Here is a 15,390-nt window from a genome sequence, read left to right as displayed (position 1 = left end):
TTGATTGCCATTTCGTGATGAAGCTCTATTCATTGCTGTATTTTAGGGAAAGCAATCAAGGCTTTGCTCTCTTACTCTACCTAGCTAACGCCCTACTTTAGTGCTTGCTGATTCGAAGCACTGACACGAGACAACACTAATCAGTTAAGCCGTATATCGAATTGGAATTGAGATTATAGAGCCTAGGTTTAGGCTTGGATTTGGGCTCGGACTTGGCATAATGTGCCAGATACAAAAAAGCCTCGAAAATCGAGGCTTAAAAACTTAACGAAGCGAATGTAATCCCACAGGATTAGATAGCTTTGTAGATAACCTTGTTACCTGCTAGCTGCTCTTTCGCTACTAGGTTTTCTTCAAGAAGTTTTTTCAATGCGCCTGTTGCCCATGAAGCTGCTTTCGCGTCTTCTTGACCAGCTTCTAGGCCGATACCTTTAGGGTTAATGCCTTCAGCATTGCTAACAACGATGTCTAGAACTTGTTGTTGCTTAGGAGTCAGTGCTACTGCAACTTCTTTAGTTGCTGCTACTGCTTTCTCTACCGCTGGTTTTGCTGCTACAGTTTTTTCTGCTACAACTTTCTCTGCGACAGGCTTCGCTTTTTTCGGCGTTGCCACTGCTTTAACTACAGCCGCTTTAGTGCGTTTCTGCAGTTTAGCCTGCACCTTACGCTTATGAGCAAGTCTCATTGAATATTTCTCCAGTTCACTGCTCTTTTCGCAGTGGTGAAAATTTGAAGCGCGATTTATACCAAAAAACAGGAGCTATTTGTAGAGTGAAGCGTCGAAAGTCGACGAAAAATACCGATATTGTCTACTAGCGTCTATTATTTAAACATCGACTTATCAATTCAGGGTCATATACACTGGTTATCCATCCAGACAAAAATATGAAAACTTGGTGTTACCTATGGACACTCGTCACCTTAGTAATTTCTCTTTGCCTTCATTCACTCGCTCGTACCGTATCCTCGCCATTATTTTAGGCTTCATTTGCTTGATCGTTTCGCTCTACAGTGACAATCCAAAGTTACTGATCGTGGGTGCTTTTTGCAGTATTGCGCTTCTGGGAACTGGCTACTATTTGATGCTGCGCAGCCGAGTGATGTTCACACTTACCCCGACTCATTTTCAGCAGCACTTTTACAAAGGGGGTTGGGTTTTAAAATGGAGTAACATCCAAAAAATTGGTCTTTGCACTTATGAACAAGATGGTTGGCATCAACCTCTGCCCTGGGTCGGAATTAAAGTAAAAGATTACTCGCCCTACCTCGATTCGATTTGCCCTAAAATAACTTGTGAATTATTGCTCAGCCAACGAGCACTTTTGTACTTAGGAGCCAAACAAGCAGGCAAAGAGTCCAACTTTGAGGATATGGTTCTCGACTCATCGCATTACCATGCGCGTTGTACTGAAAGTGGCTGTGTCGAACTAAGCCAATACAAAGAGTCGCAGAATACCGACAACGTAAATTTCAACGATAACCAATCACAGGACAACCTTGATTCACCGAATGAGACAAACAGTCCAAACGCGGTGATTAAAAACTATTCTGGATTGCAGGCGATGCTTGCCAACAGAATGAAATATCAAAGGGGCTTCCACGGTTATGACATTTTCATATCAACCCATGATTTGAATATGAGTGGAGAAGAGTTTGTGGGGCTGGCTCGACGCTACTTGGCTGCCGCTGAACGTCTTTCTGATTAAGGTTTACCAGTAAGTTCACACACAATAAAAAAGCTTAGCTTTCAGGACAAAAGCTAAGCTTCATTTTCAATCAATCGACACAAATAATCGGTTGGAAAATCAAAGATTTAATTAGTACAGAGGCATTTCATCTGCGACGAACGGGTTTGATGCACGCTCGCGACCGAATGTCGATTCAGGACCATGGCCCGGAACGAATGTTACGTCACTGCCTAGTGGCCAAAGCTTAGTCTTGATTGAAGCGATAAGCGTATTGAAGTCACCTTGTGGGAAGTCAGTACGGCCAATTGCGCCGTTAAACAACACATCACCCACAAACGCTAAACGAGCTTGCTCACTGAACAGTACAACGTGACCTGGCGTGTGGCCCGGCGTGTGAATCACATCAATCACTTGATTACCAAAAGTGACTTTGTCGCCCTCTTCTAACCAAGTGTTTGGTTCAAAAGCTTTACACAGTGGGAAACCAAACATCTGACTTTGATTCTCTAGACCTTGTAGCCAGAAGTTGTCTGCCTTATGCGGGCCCACAATTTCAACCTTCAAGATCTCAGCAAGTGGTACCGTACCGCCAACATGATCTAAGTGACCGTGCGTCAGTACCAAGTTCACAACCTTAACACCGAGTTCTTCAATGATAGCCGCGAGTTGTTGAACATCACCGCCCGGATCGACAACGATGCCTTCCATGGTTTCATCACACCACACAATCGAGCAGTTCTGAGAAAAAGAGGTAACAGGTACAACTTGATACTTAAGAGACATATACAAACCTTAAAGAGCGAATCTGGTGAACAACTCGAATATCGCTATGTTATTGGCAACAAACCCAACAATAACAAACTAAACAGCAACAAACTGAGCAGCAATAAACCGAATTATTAGAACAAACTGAAATTTGGGCAAACTATGACATTGGATGTCTACTTTGACAAGTGCCTACCGTATCACTCAATAACTCAGCTTAGCTCTACCAGCTGCGAACTGGACCAGTATCAATGTGGATGAAGTTACTACGAGCGTAATAACCAACACCACCTGCTTGCAGACTTTTAGCTACGTCTCTCAGTTCCTTTAAATCAACACCATCGATACGAAAATCGATCGCTTTACCAAGCATGTGATAGCTCTTTTTAGCGACACCACTCGACTTAGAGCGCAACGCTTCGTTGGTTGCTGGAGAGCGGTAGCCAGAGATGATTTGAACTTCTTTTTGAATACCCAGTACATTTTGAATCTGAGTGATCTGATCAAACAGGTTCTTATCCATTGGATGAATCTCATTGCGGCGGAAGTCACGGCACAGTTTGCTAAGGCGTGCCATCTCGTCACCAACATAGTTAGTGCCATCGAAATAACAAGTCTCTAATCGTTCACCAGTGTGAAGATTGTTCATGCTAATCGTTCTTGGTTGATCCGGGTATGAAGCGAAAGCGATAGAAGGAGTAAGAGAGGCGACTACAGCAGTACCACCAGCGTAAGTCAGAAACTGACGGCGTGAAAATAAACTTTGAGACATACAGCAAAAAAACCAATTAGATCGAACGAAAAATGCACGATACATAATGGAATTTGCTGCGTCAACGTACAAAAACCGTGCAAAACGTTAGTATTTGTAACCTTTGCACGGTTAGTTATTGATACTCATTATAATTTTATCAATAGAAGCTTGGTTGTCATTTTTCAGTCAAGATCACCTTTCTTGACCATATTTCAATCAACCGCCCTCTTTATCATATTGGTAGATATCACCGCGGTATTGTATGCCTCCTTCTTCAAACAACACGGTTTGATAAATGATATGCACTGGAATTCGCTTCTTGAGACGAACCTTAGTATTGGGCGCAAGTTCATCATCCTGATTCGGCACTTTCTTTACCTTAGTCGCAAATAACAACTCCGCGAGTTCCTCGGCATGCTCAACACGAATACAACCAGAGCTATAGGCGCGGAAGTCATCGTTAAACAAGCTTTTACTTGGGGTGTCATGGAGATAGATGGCTCGCTTGTTGGGCGTATTGAACTTATACAAACCCAATGCGTTACTAGAGCCTGCTTGCTGGCGCATTCGATAAGGAAAAGAGTTAAAGTTAATCGTTTGCCAATCTATCTCGGTAGTATCGACAGTTTCCATCGAACGCCAACCATCGATCACTTGAAAATTGTGTGTTTCAAGATAACTCTCGTCGGCTTTTACTTTAGGCAAGATATCTTTAACCATGATTTTCCATGGCACGTTCCAAGTCGGATTTAAGATAACCGAATCAAGCTTTATCTCTAAGAGTGGTGTTTTTCTCGATTTTCTCCCAACCACAACTTTAGATTCAAAAACCTCTTCCCCATCTTCCCAATACTTCATATCAAAACTAGGTACATTCACCACAATCAGTGAGTCTCTATTTCTTGGCCATAAGCGGGCACGCTCGGCGTTCAATGCTAGGGAAGTAAGTCGATCATCAAAGCCCATATTGATCCATTTGATCGTGTCTGGCCCGATGATCCCATCATCCGTAAGACCGTGCATGCGTTGGAAAGATTTAATCGCCTTTTGCAGATCTCGATCGAACTTGGGAAAATCGACCGCGATCATCGAGGTATCAACACCAACCAAAGCAATGCGCTCAACAAGAACCGTCTTGTCTGAAAGCTCGTCACCCAAGCGCTTCAAACCTTTCTGTCTATATCGTTCAATATTGAGTTCAGAGGCGGTTTCTAACACCGAATAGGTTGCTTTGAATTGGTCAAAATCCCCAACAGGCGGCGCGTAAGACAACACCATCTCCAATAAGTAATCATTGGCGACGCTGCTTTTTAATCTCATCAGGATATGCGGAGAAGGCGCTGGTAATTTGGAATGCAGCTTGCCCGAGAAGTACCACTCTTTACCGGCAAGCGGCGCATTTTCAACGTAGCTCAGGTAGTAGATAAAAGTATCGGTGAGTAATATGTCCAACTCTTGCCATTGAGCATGGGATTGATAGTGACGAATTTGCTTGAGTTGTCGATCGAAGAGTGGTGCCATTTGAGCTTGTTCGAGAAGCGACAATTGAAATTCAAACGCCTTAACAAGTTCAGGTGAATCCCAAAGAATAGGCAGAGATGAGTCTTGATAAATACTCTGGGTAAGCTCTGGATAAATCAGCATAAAAGAGAGCTCCGAATCAGCCGGAAGAAATCGGCTCTCGTCAGAACTCGTATAGCTCCATGCGTGCACAGAAACTAGAACTAATAATCCACAGAAGTATTTTGCGAACATGCTTAACTCCATCACCAACCATCTCATAAGTATGGCAAAGAAATCGGAGTAAGCATGTTATTTTTAAGAGGCTTTATAAATCAGATTGAACTCCAATGGTTATCCCACTGGACCGATGATTGCTGAGTTGATTTCTCATAAGGCTTGCTCTGGCTTACCACACTTCCCGCCCCAGAGCTTAATCGAAACTCACCATCAAGCAGCACAGCACCAGAAGCGTCAGATAATGCAGACAGTTCTACTAATTCTTTGGTTTCTTTAGACCAAATACCGTAGCAGTTGCCTCTTGGCGAAGTCGCAATAATCCAATCGTCTGACGCCGCAATACTGGCGATATAGTGATTGAACCTTGCCCATTGCTCTGGCTCTGCGTTAAGTGATTCAAACTGGCCTCCTTTAGTATGCATCGCCAATAGCGAAGGATACTCATCTGGTTCACCACGATATTGCTGGCCACAAAGCACGGTTTCAGCACCATCATGGGCTAAGTGTCGAATGCTCAGCTTCTTATCCAACAATTCAACCTGATCAAGTAACACACCTTCAGGAGAAACATAACTCAAGCTCGGCTGCATCGAATCGAGGTTTTTCGGTGTTCTACCATCAGTATGAACGCCACCAACGCCGATCGCGAGATTACCATCCGGCATGATGATCACTTCATGAGGCCCAATACCAAAACCGCTGAACTCTTCGACCTTACGATAGCCTTGCGCGACATCGTAAACGCCAATCACGCCTTGACTGGTGTCGGTTTTCCCTTCAGTGGCATACAATAGTGTGCCGTCTAATGAGTAAACGCCATGACCATAGAAGTGGCGGTTGTTACCTTTCACCACCATTTTGATCTGCTGACCGTTTTTGTAGTCAAACACCATAAAATAGTCACCAGGACGACGGGCAAAAACCACCGCATGCGATGAGGTTGGGCAAATCGCGACGCCATGGCCACGATTGGGGATGGGAAGTTGGCTCAGTGGCATGCCAAATTCGTCAGCCACAACTGCAGAATATTGACCACGACCATTAAGCGCACAGCCAATCAGTTGGGGATCGTTCGACGCACTCACCCCATCCTTTCGAGTCGCACACCCAAACGGAAGCAATGGAACAGCTGCACAACCCAGTGCAGCCTTGAGTAACGATCTTCGCGTATTATCAGTCACCATCGGTAGCATTAAATCCTATTACCACGCCAAGCTCTATCGCTACTTCTTCATGAATCAGGTACTTCAAACGTTCTAGTTTGTTGTATTGAGTCAGCACCTCTCGGTAGCCCTCTTTGCTCTGTAATAGAGTAAACAAGCTAGAGTCTGTAGGCCAAGTATCTAAGGTTAGCGTGAACTGGGCAGCTACACGATCGGCAAGGTCATTTAAGCCCTTTTCTCTCAATAAACCATCAAGACCATTACCATCTGCTAAGTACAATTTCTCTAGCGCCGCTACGTTCGATTTCAGCTGAGTCATTGAGGTTTGAGCGCGCCATGATTCCGAGAAGTAAGGGCGTGGATGACCAATTTTAGCCATCGGACGACTCAGTTTTTTCATGCTGTAATCAAGTTGATTGGTCAACAAAGCGATGTACTCCGATTCCCAACGCATCTCGTCCAGTGCTAACCACGGGTTAACCTGCCAAGCTTCAGCAATAGAGGCCGATTTCATCGCCAGGTTTTGTGCGATAGCTTGTGAAGATAGACAACCTGAAGCTTTGTCTTGAAGCAATGGAGATTGCTCGTCGTACAGAGACCACTCCAAGGCGCCAAGCCCTTGAACAGTCACACTCTGCTGTGCGATTTCATCTTGTGACCAAGCTTTATCTTGCTGAGTCAGTTGACGCATTTTTAGACCTGTGGTGTTCTTTTTGTCTGGCCAAAACTGAACATTCCAGCTCTGTTCCAATGCCGCTGTTGGGCCTCTTTCTTGTCCTTGCAGTGCCATCCAGCTGTTCATGGTGAGCTGCCACTGATTTTCCAACGCATCCAGCTCAATATTGTTGGTTTCACAGTAACCCTGCATCAAGACTTCCAGCTCACCGGCTTGCTTAGCGAATAGCACGGCTGAATCAAACTCTTGTTGATACACGCTACGGCTGATATGAGCAGTCGTGTCTGCTTGATAAGAGACACCGTTAACCTCAGATGAAGCCGTTTGCTCACCCGATGACTGGCAGCCTGCCATGATTAATACCGACAAGGGCATTAACAAAAATTTATGTGCCATGCTGTTACCTTACTTCCTAGTTTTTCTTTTAATTATATGAGTTCAATAAATATGAAACGACCGCTGGCCTCGTATTCCTACAAGTTCAGCGGTAGTCAGTCTTTTTAGCGGTTTTCTTAAGTAACTAAGCCGTTGGCTTAACTGAATTCAAGACAGCCTATAATGAGTCCAAAAACGCTAGTAGTGCTTCGCGTTCACTGCTACTCAAAGCTAATACTTTTTGTTTTGCCATTTCTGCTTCACCACCATGCCAAAGTACCGCTTCCATAACGTTTCTTGCGCGACCGTCATGAAGTAAGAACGTATGACCGTTCACTTCTTTGGTATAACCTAATCCCCAAAGTGGTGTGGTACGCCACTCTTGACCGTTTGCTAGATACTCTGGGCGATTGTCGGCTAAGCCTTCTCCCATATCGTGCAGTAACATATCGGTATATGGGCTAATTAATTGATTAGATAATGCAGACAGACCTTCTCGCTCTGCCGTGCGAATTTCAGCTTGGTGACAGCTTTGACAACCAATCTCTTTGAACAGATTTTTACCTTGAACAACCGCTGGGTTATCGACATTACGACGAACAGGTACCGCGAGATGCTGCGAATAGAACTCAACAAAATCTAAGATGTTGTCACTGACTTCTGGCTCGCCACCATTTGGAAAATCATCACAGGTTGATTGCGCTGATGTGCAGTTTTCATTCGGAAATAAGCGGCTTGTCAGGCCTAAGTCACCGTTAAATGCCGCCGCGTTTTGCTGCATTAAGTTTGGCTGCCCGGCTTTCCAACCAAAACGACCTAGCGCCATTTCATTGGTTTGAACATCAAGAACATAGTTAGCTTTACCCGACACACCTTGCTTGTCAGCAAATTGCTGCTCTGCAAATCCTAGAATCGTTTCTTGTGGGATACTTTCAAGCAGACCAAGACCAATCATTGGCGGCGCCACTCGAGCTGAAAACTCGGTCTTAGGATGCATCTCGCCGAAAGCAAGTTCAGTAATATTTAAAGTGGGTTTACGCAGAGTAACGACGGTGCCGTCTTTGAATTCAGCAGGAACATCCGTGTAGCTAATGTTCACTTTGCCCTCTGGTTTTACACCTTGAAGCGCAAAATCTTGTAGCTGACCGCCGTACGTCGGCTCTGGAATTCCACCATCTCGAATGAAGGCTTGTCGCTGCTCAGGCGTTTCAGCCGGAATGCTTAAACGAACCAACATGGATACTGCGTTCTCATCTCCTTCTTCTGGCGCGTGACCACGACCATCTTTGATGTGGCAGTTTTGACAGCCGTTAGTATTAAATAGTGGTCCTAACCCATCACGAGCATCGGTTGATGACGGTGCAGGAACCCAAGGGTTTCTAAAGAAGCTATTACCTACGCTGAAATCCAAGCGCTTACTCATTGGTAGATTGGCTGCGGGAAGGGAAAAAGCGTTCGCTCCTTCTTTCTTCACGGTCGTTTTGCCGCCAGAGTAGGTTTCATGAGCGTGTAATGGAGATACTAAAAACAGTGCGGTTAATAGTGAGGCTGAGAGATACGACTTCATACATTGCCTTGCTGTGTTTTTGATTTTAGTTTTTATGTGGGTGTGGCTTTCTTGAGGATCAAACAATTAAGGGCTCAATCAGAGCCCTTACATTTGTGTCGGCTCGGGTTCTTAGAACTCGTGATCCGCTGTGTCTGGGTTTAGGCTATCAATGCCAATCACACCCGCAGCACGCTCAATAGCCGCTGTTTGAGACACTAGCGCAACAATTGTTTTGTTTACTAGTGCATTACCCGCAGCGTTGTCAGCAGCGATTAGCTGATCGAAGTGCTGGTTGTTTTTCTCTGCAGACGTTACTAATTCGCCTACTTGTGCACGTGCTAGGTCAAACTGCTTTTGAATCTCTTTCGCAGCTTGCTCATCTTTTTGCTCTACTAGGTCGAACAGGCTTGGGCCGGAAAGCAGAGTACCGTCTTCACGCTTGTATAGACCCGTGTAAACGTTGTAGATGCCTTGCTCGTTGTAGTAGTGAGAGTTGTGCGTGTTATCAGAGAAGCAGTCGTGCTCATCTTCAGTAGAGTTAGCTTCTAAAGCCACCTTCATACGCTCACCAGCAAGCTCACCAAGAGACAGTGAACCCATGCCGAATAACATTTTACGTAGGCCGTTTTCGCTAGATTCAGAAAGCAGTTCTTGACGGTAGTTACCTTTCTCGCCTTCAGCCCACTGCTTTTCCATCCACTCTAGGTCTTGGATAAGTAGCTCAGCAGATGCTTTTAGGTATGCGCCACGACGGTCACAGTTGCCGTTAGTACACTCAGCGCCAACAACGAAATCAGTGTAAGCACGCTCACCTGCACCGCTGTTTGTACCGTTTAAATCTTGGCCCCAAAGTAGGAATTCAATTGCGTGGTAGCCAGACGCTACGTTCGCTTCAGAACCACCGATCTCGTTCAAGTCTGCGATTAGCTCAGGGGTGATGTTGGTTGCATCAACGGTAGTCTGACCAATTTGGAAAGTCTTGTTAGCCACGATGTTTGCGCTAGCGCCTTCGTTACCAAGTTCATATTGGTAATCAGTCGAAACATAATCAATCAGGCCTTCATCAAGTGGCCATGCGTTCAGTTGGCCTTCCCAATCATCAACAACAGCGTTGCCGAAGCGGAAAACTTCTGACTGTTGGTATGGTACGCGAGACTCAAGCCAAGCTTGTTTTACTTGTTCGAAGTTGCCAGCAGAAGGGGAAGCTAAGAAGGTATCAATAGAAGAGTTCAACGCTTTTGCTGTAATTACTGAATCTGCAAACACTGCATGCGCAATATCTGCGTAATGTTCTACAACTTGATCTTGAGTTACTGCTGCGAAAGAAGAAGCAGAGGCAAAAATGAGTGACGAAGTTACGGCTTTTGTCACTAAAGATTTAATGGTCATGAAGCATCCTTGTTGAGCTTTAAATTATTATTCGTAGTAATAGTGCAAACCATTATCATTTGCACTACGGATTGGAATAATACAAACTTACAATTTTATTGCAAGATAAATACAAAAAAACCTCACATATGTGAGGTCTTTAAACATTTTTATGTTAAGCGTAACAAAGAGGCTAATCAGATATCCAGATTATGCTTACCGTGTGAGACTTTTGCCTTCAGGTAGCTTTCATTACCCGATTTGATATGAGCAGAGGTATTCACCACTTCTTCAATCTCAATACCAAAAGATTTTAGCTCATTGATCTTCTTAGGGTTGTTGGTGACTAAGCGGATTTTTGTAGTACCTAAGGCGCGTAGCATTTCAGCAGCTTCAGTAAAATCGCGTAGGTCATCGCCAAAACCTAGGTGGTTGTTGGCTTCATAGGTGTTCATGCCTTCGCTTTGCAGACGGTACGCATCGATTTTGTTGTACAAGCCAATACCACGACCTTCTTGGCGAAGATAAAGGATCACCCCACCCGTCTCACCCATAATTCTAATGGTTTCGTCTAACTGCTCGCCACAGTCACAGCGAGAAGAATGGAAAACATCACCAGTCAGGCACTCAGAGTGCATACGAACAAGAGGTATGTCTTGTGTCTTGTCTGCTGATTTAAATATCACAGCAACATGCTCTTTATCTGTTTTCAATCCATGAAAAGACAGAAGTTCAGCATCTATACTGCTTGTTACTCCTACTTTGAAATCTATTCTGGCACGCACTTCCGCCATAGCTATACTCACTTGAAAATTCGATGTATTTAACAACACTACATTATATGTCTAGGCAATATTTTGTAGCTAACTATCTAATGATAGACACTATGAGGCTGTTAACAATTTTTTTCAAGGTCGACCTCGTACAAATTGTTATAATATAACAATTATTTTTCACATAAGAAAAAACCCCACATTGGGATGACCAACATGGGGTTATAAATTAATCAGTTGCGACTAAGACTACGATTTTTTACAGAACGATCAACTTACTTGAGTTTGCTTCCAGATGACAAGCTGAACCCAAGCGTTCTCTAATTCGGTTAACTCTTCTTGAGTAAGCGTAGAAATGCTCGACTTTGCACTGTATTTTTCTGCCCATTTATCAGATCGGACATGAGTATGGAACTCTTTCTTTAAATTTGAGATTACGTTATCCACAGATACATCCTTATATAGCAGTGCTTAGCCTTTATAATCGGTCAATGTTACAAAATACAGGTCAATTGGTAAACAGTAATACACAATTTTTATGAGCTCTTCCTAACACTTTTTACTGATAAATATATAAATAAGAGAAATAATAGGCTCGGTAGCAACCAAAGTAATAGATTTGAAACCTTCATCGCCGGCTTATAAAGTACAAATTCACCAAATCTTTCCGTCATATATCGAGTAATCTCATTATTACTCTTCCCTGCTTTCACCATATTGAACACAACAAAGCGTAAGTCTTTTGCTATTGGTGAGTTGGATTCAATCAGATTTTGGTTTTGACATTGTGGGCAGCGTAACGTTTTCGCCAAGCTAATAGCACGTTGCTGTTGTTCTGGGTTTTCAAACTCAAACAGTTCAACTTGAATACTCGTCTCTTTATTACTGGCAGTAAACAGATCTTCAGCCATGGTTGAAAGGCTAATCACTAAAAGAGCTGACAGCATAAACAAGGTTTGTACTAGAGACTTCATCATCCATTCACACCATCAAAATACATCGCAAGCTCATCTTTCCATACCATTTCATTAATCACGCCCAATAGCTTTTTAATGATCTGGCCATTGGCATCAACCAAATACGTTTCAGGTGTGCCGATTACGCCCAACTCTAATGCTAACTTGCCTTGAGGGTCACTGATCACGGTTGAGTACGGGTTGCCATCGTTCGATAACACGTTAATCGCAGCCCCAGAGTTATCTCGATAATTGAGCCCAACGATGGGAATGCTTTTATCGTGAAGTTGAAGCAAAAATGAATGTTCGGTTTTACATATCCCGCACCAAGATGCCCATACATTAACCAGTTGATAAGGGTGCTGCGTGACATCAGTAAGCGTAATTTTCTGCTGACCATTGACGCCTTCACTATTCACTAACGCAGTCGATGTAAATTCTGGAAATGCCCTTTGTTGTTCAGACACAATGGTCGACTGCTGCTTATTATCAAGCGCAAAGACAAATCCCAGCACCACAATCAATGCTAAGGCAATTAGAGTAATTAGCTTGTTACGAACGCTGGTATGCATACTGTGACGCCTTAACGGTTTTCTTTTTACGATGAGTCAATGAGAGCAAAGCGCCGATAATGGAGAACAGCCCACCAAACCAGATCCAGCGCGCATACGCCTTATACTGAACACGAAATGCGTAAGCGGTGGAATCGACTTTCTCGCCCATGGTGATATAAACATCGCCATGCCAGAACCACTTCATTGCAGGCTCACTCATGTTCATAACACGAACTTGGTAGTGTCTTCTTTCTGGCGCGATGGAAAAGCTTTGCTCGCTAGCATCTAATTCGAGTATCGCTTTTTCTGCAGTAAAGTTGGAGGCGACATAGAGCTCGGTATCACGATGAGAAAGCGTCCAGTCCATGAATTCCACCTGTTCTACACCCGGGCTTAACTTATAGCTGCGCTCAAACGAGTGGTAGCTATTCATCGCGGCACCTACCGCTAACACTGAAACCCCAACATGGGCAAAGGTCATCACCCAGACTTTGCGTTGGAACTTAGAACTTCGGGTAACCACTAAGCCGTAAACATGAGTGAGTAACACCCAGAATGCGAGGCCCCAAGTCAGCAGTGCCATCACTTGTAGTTGTACCTGTTCTACTTGCCAAGAATAACAAGCATAACCAAGTACCGATGACGCCACAGCTAGCGATGAAATAACACCTTTAGTCGCTTGAGGTTTAATACTCAGTAAAGGGGCTAAGCCGACGACGGCTAACGCAAGCAAAGCCAAAGGAGCAATCAACAGATTAAAGTAAGGCGCACCTACCGATATGTTCCCCAACCCAAGCAGTTCAAAGACCATTGGATAAAACGTACCAAACACCACAACAGCGGTCGCCAGGACAAAGATGAGCACCGCGACTAAACTTAAAAAGCTCTTACTCGCGAAGCTAGTAATCGGGTTAGATTCAAAAGACTCTCCTCTGATGATAAGCAGAGAAAATGAGCTCACCAGTACCAACACTAATATAAGTAGCAGTGCGATACCTTTGGTTGGGTCAACAGCAAAAGCATGCACCGACGTTAATACGCCAGAACGAACAATAAAGGTGCCTAAGATACTCAAACAAAACGTAATGAAAGCAAGGCTGAGAGACCATTTCAAGAGCTGTTGTTTGCCCTTAGCAACGCCTAGACTGTGCAGTAAAGCTGTTGAAGTAAGCCACGGCAACAAGCTGGCATTTTCAACAGGATCCCAGAACCACCAGCCGCCCCAGCCTAATTCGTAATACGCCCACCAAGAACCAAGAATGATCCCTGCAGTTAAAAAGATCCAAGCGGCTAGACACCAACTGCGACAATGAGCAACCCAATCAAATTCAATTGGATCAACCAGCAAAGCGGCAACTGCAAATGCCAGCACCACAGAAAAGCCGACATAGCCAAGGTAAAGTAATGGCGGGTGAAAGATCAGACCGACATCTTGCAACATTGGGTTAAGGTCACGCCCTTCTAGCGGCAAGATCGAGTTCATTTCAAACGGATTTGATGCGAATAACGTGAACCAAGCAAATATCGCGAGCAGTAGGTTCATCACCCACAGCACTCGGCTTTGGTATTCATTCGAATAGTGTTTTTGTAAGGCGATCACGCCAGACCAGACGCTGATCGTCAGCACCCAAAATAACAAGGAACCTTCATGGCCAGCCCATACGGCTGCGAGCTTAAAAAATGAGGGTAATTGAGTATTTGAATGTTCAGCGACATAGAGAATAGAGAAGTCATCACTGACAAAAGCATAGCCAAGCAATGTGACAGAAGTGAGAGAAAACAATGCACTTGAAAGAGAGAAACTGCGGATTAAACCTATATTTTGCGTCCGTTTGTTTAGCATTTGATAAAACGAATGCACACCAATAATGCTACTGAGTACAGCAACCAACACTAAACTAAACAGCCCCAAAGAACCGACCATATCACCTCAATAAGGCTCCGCTTGAGCAGAGCCGATCTGAACACGCATCTCATGTTTATTTAAAGCATGTTCATTAATAAGCAGATATTTAGTATCCAACATCTGCTCACTAATAAACTTGAGCAAAATTAAGCTATCGTTAACTGCCCTGCATAAAGGACAAAAGTTCGCAGCATTAATACGCCCATTAGACTTAGCGAAGTCACGGAGAAAATATACACCGAGCTATGGCGAATTGAAGTCGGCGTAACGGCATTCAGCAACAACGGTAAAACCATCCCAACACCGATGACGCCATACCAGAACCAACTTGCCCAGAAGCCACTGCCAATTGCATTCCATACTGCTTGCTCACTTTGACCACCAGCAAAGATCAGCCCAGTAAAGAAAGTAATCAGAACAAACAATTCAAACATCACTACCGGACGTTCAAATCCGTGGATCCATGAAATACTCGGGCTATGAGGTGATTCTTTAAAGACCAACACACCAAATAAAATACACGCCGCCGCACCCGAAGATAAACTCGAGAACAAGAACAAAATCGGCAGTACTGGGTTATTCAATAGTGGGAAAGTATTTAAAGCTGAAAGCAAGAATCCGGTATAAGCGGCAAGCATAAGAGCAAGAACAGCTAAGAATATTTCCAGAGCATTCTCAAACACTTCTAATTTGCCAATCCAATTACCGACAAAATCAAGTCGCCCTTTTAGCCATGCTTGATCATTCAAGAACACGACTATTTGATCTCTAAATATAATACCGATCCAAAGGAATAAGATCACCATATATACTTGGAATAAGATCACACCCATCGACATCACAGACGTTGGATTATAGAAGATCATGATCTTCCAAAAGGATAACGGTTTTGTCAGGTGGAAAACCAAGATAAGCAGACCTGAAATGATCCCAAATGGCGCAAGAAAAGCCGTGGCCTTTAGCACACCATTATGAGCAGGATCGCCTTCAATAACCTTACGCTTTAGGTAAATGGAGATCATTACGGCACCCGCCGACATCCCCGCGAGAAATAGATAGATTGCTATAATCCAGTCCCATACCACGGTACCAGACTGAAAAGCTGCGTCCCATGCACTCATAA

Annotated in this window: 15 protein-coding genes; 1 reads left to right on the top strand and 14 read right to left on the bottom strand. The window is 44.0% G+C overall.

The window, feature by feature from the left end; translation table 11 throughout:
• Positions 1 to 292 precede the first annotated feature (292 nt).
• The gene (locus LMH68_RS13940) at positions 293 to 685 is read right to left on the bottom strand and encodes a hypothetical protein (RefSeq protein WP_017060956.1); all 393 of its coding nucleotides are present in this window, start codon (positions 683 to 685) and stop codon (positions 293 to 295) included.
• A gap of 220 nt (positions 686 to 905) precedes the next feature.
• Here LMH68_RS13940 and LMH68_RS13935 point away from each other — a divergent pair, with 220 nt between their 5' ends.
• Entirely contained in the window at positions 906 to 1,706 is an 801-nt protein-coding gene (locus LMH68_RS13935) for a DUF2982 domain-containing protein (protein WP_017060955.1), read from the top strand.
• Between the two features lie 111 nt (positions 1,707 to 1,817).
• On the opposite strand, the gene LMH68_RS13930 is transcribed toward LMH68_RS13935, so the two are convergent.
• From LMH68_RS13930 to nrfD, 13 genes are all read right to left on the bottom strand, one after another.
• Positions 1,818 to 2,471 (bottom strand): MBL fold metallo-hydrolase, encoded by a 654-nt coding sequence (locus tag LMH68_RS13930; RefSeq protein WP_017060954.1) that lies wholly within the window; start codon positions 2,469 to 2,471, stop codon positions 1,818 to 1,820.
• 205 nt (positions 2,472 to 2,676) lie between these two features.
• Positions 2,677 to 3,225, bottom strand: a complete 549-nt coding sequence (locus tag LMH68_RS13925) for a YcbK family protein (RefSeq protein ID WP_017060953.1) — start codon at positions 3,223 to 3,225, stop codon at positions 2,677 to 2,679.
• A 198-nt stretch (positions 3,226 to 3,423) separates the two neighbouring features.
• Positions 3,424 to 4,962: a L,D-transpeptidase family protein gene (locus LMH68_RS13920; RefSeq protein ID WP_229647071.1), complete on the bottom strand. Its 1,539-nt coding sequence runs from the start codon at positions 4,960 to 4,962 to the stop codon at positions 3,424 to 3,426.
• Positions 4,963 to 5,042: 80 nt separating this feature from the next.
• Positions 5,043 to 6,131 (bottom strand): DUF1513 domain-containing protein, encoded by a 1,089-nt coding sequence (locus tag LMH68_RS13915; protein ID WP_229647164.1) that lies wholly within the window; start codon positions 6,129 to 6,131, stop codon positions 5,043 to 5,045.
• The gene (locus LMH68_RS13910; protein ID WP_102332081.1) at positions 6,121 to 7,182 is read right to left on the bottom strand and encodes an imelysin family protein; all 1,062 of its coding nucleotides are present in this window, start codon (positions 7,180 to 7,182) and stop codon (positions 6,121 to 6,123) included. Before LMH68_RS13910 ends, LMH68_RS13915 begins: the two co-directional genes overlap by 11 nt.
• A gap of 157 nt (positions 7,183 to 7,339) precedes the next feature.
• On the bottom strand, positions 7,340 to 8,728 hold the full coding sequence (locus tag LMH68_RS13905) for a di-heme oxidoredictase family protein (protein ID WP_229647072.1): 1,389 nt from the start codon (positions 8,726 to 8,728) through the stop codon (positions 7,340 to 7,342).
• 111 nt (positions 8,729 to 8,839) lie between these two features.
• On the bottom strand, positions 8,840 to 10,099 hold the full coding sequence (locus LMH68_RS13900; RefSeq protein WP_017063566.1) for an imelysin family protein: 1,260 nt from the start codon (positions 10,097 to 10,099) through the stop codon (positions 8,840 to 8,842).
• 176 nt (positions 10,100 to 10,275) lie between these two features.
• The gene (locus LMH68_RS13895; protein ID WP_009848836.1) at positions 10,276 to 10,872 is read right to left on the bottom strand and encodes a GTP cyclohydrolase II; all 597 of its coding nucleotides are present in this window, start codon (positions 10,870 to 10,872) and stop codon (positions 10,276 to 10,278) included.
• Positions 10,873 to 11,121: 249 nt separating this feature from the next.
• The gene (locus tag LMH68_RS13890; protein WP_017063565.1) at positions 11,122 to 11,298 is read right to left on the bottom strand and encodes a hypothetical protein; all 177 of its coding nucleotides are present in this window, start codon (positions 11,296 to 11,298) and stop codon (positions 11,122 to 11,124) included.
• A gap of 89 nt (positions 11,299 to 11,387) precedes the next feature.
• Positions 11,388 to 11,828: a heme lyase NrfEFG subunit NrfF gene (gene nrfF / locus LMH68_RS13885; protein ID WP_229647073.1), complete on the bottom strand. Its 441-nt coding sequence runs from the start codon at positions 11,826 to 11,828 to the stop codon at positions 11,388 to 11,390.
• The gene (locus tag LMH68_RS13880) at positions 11,825 to 12,379 is read right to left on the bottom strand and encodes a DsbE family thiol:disulfide interchange protein (RefSeq protein WP_229647074.1); all 555 of its coding nucleotides are present in this window, start codon (positions 12,377 to 12,379) and stop codon (positions 11,825 to 11,827) included. Before LMH68_RS13880 ends, nrfF begins: the two co-directional genes overlap by 4 nt.
• On the bottom strand, positions 12,360 to 14,285 hold the full coding sequence (locus tag LMH68_RS13875; protein WP_229647075.1) for a heme lyase CcmF/NrfE family subunit: 1,926 nt from the start codon (positions 14,283 to 14,285) through the stop codon (positions 12,360 to 12,362). Before LMH68_RS13875 ends, LMH68_RS13880 begins: the two co-directional genes overlap by 20 nt.
• Positions 14,286 to 14,413: 128 nt before the next feature.
• On the bottom strand, positions 14,414 to 15,388 hold the full coding sequence (nrfD, locus tag LMH68_RS13870) for a cytochrome c nitrite reductase subunit NrfD (protein WP_029222996.1): 975 nt from the start codon (positions 15,386 to 15,388) through the stop codon (positions 14,414 to 14,416).
• Positions 15,389 to 15,390: the final 2 nt, after the last annotated feature.

Source organism: Vibrio sp. F13, assembly GCF_020806305.2.
Taxonomy (GTDB): Bacteria; Pseudomonadota; Gammaproteobacteria; order Enterobacterales; family Vibrionaceae; genus Vibrio; species Vibrio crassostreae_C.
This window is presented reverse-complemented; position numbering and strand designations above follow the sequence as displayed.

Excerpts from the sequence above, each read along its gene's own strand:
- LMH68_RS13925 (WP_017060953.1), bottom strand. The coding sequence starts at position 3,225 with ATGTCTCAAAGTTTATTTTCACGCCGTCAGTTTCTGACTTACGCTGGT.
- LMH68_RS13930 (WP_017060954.1), bottom strand. The coding sequence starts at position 2,471 with ATGTCTCTTAAGTATCAAGTTGTACCTGTTACCTCTTTTTCTCAGAAC.
- LMH68_RS13910 (WP_102332081.1), bottom strand. The coding sequence starts at position 7,182 with ATGGCACATAAATTTTTGTTAATGCCCTTGTCGGTATTAATCATGGCA.
- LMH68_RS13900 (WP_017063566.1), bottom strand. The coding sequence starts at position 10,099 with ATGACCATTAAATCTTTAGTGACAAAAGCCGTAACTTCGTCACTCATT.
- LMH68_RS13915 (WP_229647164.1), bottom strand. The coding sequence starts at position 6,131 with ATGGTGACTGATAATACGCGAAGATCGTTACTCAAGGCTGCACTGGGT.
- LMH68_RS13895 (WP_009848836.1), bottom strand. The coding sequence starts at position 10,872 with ATGGCGGAAGTGCGTGCCAGAATAGATTTCAAAGTAGGAGTAACAAGC.
- LMH68_RS13940 (WP_017060956.1), bottom strand. The coding sequence starts at position 685 with ATGAGACTTGCTCATAAGCGTAAGGTGCAGGCTAAACTGCAGAAACGC.
- LMH68_RS13875 (WP_229647075.1), bottom strand. The coding sequence starts at position 14,285 with ATGGTCGGTTCTTTGGGGCTGTTTAGTTTAGTGTTGGTTGCTGTACTC.
- nrfD (WP_029222996.1), bottom strand. The coding sequence starts at position 15,388 with ATGAGTGCATGGGACGCAGCTTTTCAGTCTGGTACCGTGGTATGGGAC.
- LMH68_RS13905 (WP_229647072.1), bottom strand. The coding sequence starts at position 8,728 with ATGAAGTCGTATCTCTCAGCCTCACTATTAACCGCACTGTTTTTAGTA.
- LMH68_RS13935 (WP_017060955.1), top strand. The coding sequence starts at position 906 with ATGGACACTCGTCACCTTAGTAATTTCTCTTTGCCTTCATTCACTCGC.
- LMH68_RS13920 (WP_229647071.1), bottom strand. The coding sequence starts at position 4,962 with ATGTTCGCAAAATACTTCTGTGGATTATTAGTTCTAGTTTCTGTGCAC.
- nrfF (WP_229647073.1), bottom strand. The coding sequence starts at position 11,828 with ATGATGAAGTCTCTAGTACAAACCTTGTTTATGCTGTCAGCTCTTTTA.
- LMH68_RS13880 (WP_229647074.1), bottom strand. The coding sequence starts at position 12,379 with ATGCATACCAGCGTTCGTAACAAGCTAATTACTCTAATTGCCTTAGCA.